Here is a 2,474-nt window from a genome sequence, read left to right as displayed (position 1 = left end):
AGGCACCTGCCCGGAGTCGAGCGATTCAGGTTCCACCTGGACCGGGCTGTTCCTCCGGAGGTGGCAGCCGAGCTGGCCAGAGACGCTCAGCGGCCTTCTCAAAACGCGGTTCCAAATCCAGCGTCGCAAGGCATCGTGATCCCTGCCCATCACCGGACTCTCACCGGGGGCACGAATGGCACTCTGCGGTTTCGCGATGGCGGCATCGATTACGTGACCAATGCTGCTGGCGATAGCCGCAGCTGGCGCTGGGCCGACCTTCAAACCCTGTCCAACCCCGATCCTTATCACCTGTTGATCTTTGGGTACCGGGACACGTAAACCTTCGACCTTAAAAAGCCTTTGTCACAACCCATGTACTACCGCCTGATCGATGCGGTAGACGCAAACAATGGGGCCGAGCCTGAACGGAGTCCAAATGTTCAAGCTCCCGAGAGTTCGGTGAACCATGGACGGGGAGCCGGCGATGAATAGAATCGTTATGCGTCAAAGCGGACCTTGGCTTGGAACGCTCTTGCTTTTCGCTTACATCCTGTTTGCGCATGCAACGGCTTTGGCTCAAGCTCTGTCGCCTGCACCGCAAGCGCCTTCGGTGGACCCGCAGAATGGCCGGCAGGTCCTCCTGCTCGACGATGTCATTCAGGAAGCCCTCAACAAGAATCCCGAAGCGCAGAGCGCGCTTCACGCGGTGAAGGCGCTGGAGAGACGCGTGCCGCAAGCGAAGGCGCTGCCAGACCCAGTAGCTTCTGTCGGATGGGCAGGCAATCTGGCGCCGTTCAGTGTGATGCAGGGCGACAATTCAAGCTACCGCGGCGTGACCGTCTCCGAGCAGTTCCCCTATCCGGGCAAGTTGAAGCTGCGCGGCGAAATGGCGAGCAAAGAGGCCGACGCAGCGCAAGCCGATTATGAGGCTGTGCGGCGGAGAGTGACGGTTGAAGTCAAAGCCGCGTACTACGACTACTTCTACTTTGACAGAGCCATCCAGACAACAAACAGGAACAAGGATCTTCTCGAAAAGTTGTCGAAGATTGCCGAGGCGCGTTACCGCGTCGGCAAGGCCACGCAACAGGATGTGTTGCGATCGCAGGTGGAGATATCCCTGCTGATCGAAAAGCTCACCGTGCTCGAACAACAACGGGAAACGGCGCAAGCCAGGATCAATGTGTTTCTCGTCCGCTCACCTGAGTCTCCGTTGCCGCCGGCCGCCAATGTCGATCCGGCAACCATCCGGTATTCGCTCGACGAGTTGTACGCTCTCGCCGGGGCCAATGACACCGGCGTACTTCGCAATCAAAGGATGGTGGAGCGGGGCCGTCTGGGCGTCGCTTTGGCGCAGAAAGAGTACCGCCCGGACATCGGGGTTGGGTACATGTATCAGCAGCGCTCGGGATTGCCGGATATGAATGGGGTCACCTTTAGCGTGAATATTCCCGTCTTCTTCAAGAGCAAGCAGCGACAGGGCGTGGCCGAAGCCAGCGAAGATCTCATCAGCGCAGAAAAGGCGCGCGATAACCGGCTGAACGAAGTCCGGTTTGAGCTGAAGCAGCAATACCTTGCGGCGAAAGCGTCGGAACGGCTGTTCACTCTCTACGCCAAAGGAATCGTTCCTCAGTCGTCCCTGGCTCTGGAATCTTCGATGGCCTCGTATCAGGTAGGCAACGTGGACTTCCTTTCGTTGATAGCCAACTTTACGACGCTTCTGGATTACGAAACGGACTACTACAGGCAACTGGCCGACTACCAGACGGCCTTGGCCCGCATTGAGAGTCTTACCGGCTCCGATGTGACTGGTCCGGCGGTCCCCACATTACCGGCATCCATCGTTCACCCGGATCAGGAGGCAAAATAGATGCCCACCCACGGCACCGATAAGCCATTGCCTCCCTTGATTCGCGGCGCACACTTCCGCGGAGAATCGATAATCCGGTTGGTTCTTGATCTGCACAGCTTCCTTTCCGGGAAGCATAGGAGCTATGAGCTATGAGACTCTCACCGAAAAAGATCGTTCTTGGCATCCTGCTCGTTGTAACGCTTGCACTGGTGTATGCCGTGGCAACACATCGCTGGCTCTTCGGCCATGCGGGAAGAGTAAAAGCTACTTCCACAAACGCAGGTAGAGAGCGGAAAGTCCTCTTCTGGTACGACGCCATGGACCCCCAGCACCATTACAACCAGCCCGGCAAAGCTCCGGACGGAATGGACCTTGTTCCGCAATATGCGGAGCAGACGGCGCCGCCAGCAGGGCAGACGAGCAGCTCGCCGTCCTCGAGTATGGCCAAGATGCCAATGGGGACAGTCACGATTTCGCCGGAGAAACAAGTGCTGGCAGGCGTGCGCACGGGGATTGTCGAGCGCAAGCCGCTGGTTCGCGACATTCGCACCACGGCACAGATCGTTGTGGATGATACGAGGATCGCCCATATCCACGTAAAAGTGGCTGGATATATCGATAAGGTGTACGTCGATTTCGTGGG

3 protein-coding genes are annotated in these 2,474 nt (G+C 57.9%); all 3 read left to right on the top strand.

The window, feature by feature from the left end:
* The coding region (locus VMU57_RS13820; RefSeq protein WP_325384373.1) for a hypothetical protein at positions 1–321 on the top strand (321 nt) is incomplete at its 5' end.
* A gap of 145 nt (positions 322–466) precedes the next feature.
* Positions 467–1,849 carry a TolC family protein gene (locus VMU57_RS13815; protein WP_325384371.1) on the top strand — a complete coding sequence of 461 codons (1,383 nt, stop codon included), beginning with the start codon at positions 467–469 and terminating at the stop codon, positions 1,847–1,849.
* Positions 1,850–1,980: 131 nt separating this feature from the next.
* The coding region (locus VMU57_RS13810; protein ID WP_325384369.1) for a heavy metal-binding domain-containing protein at positions 1,981–2,474 on the top strand (494 nt) is incomplete at its 3' end.

The organism is Edaphobacter sp., assembly GCF_035532915.1.
Classification (GTDB): Bacteria; Acidobacteriota; Terriglobia; order Terriglobales; family Acidobacteriaceae; genus Edaphobacter.
Note: the sequence above shows the minus strand (reverse complement) of the source record. Positions and strands in the feature narration are given on the sequence as shown.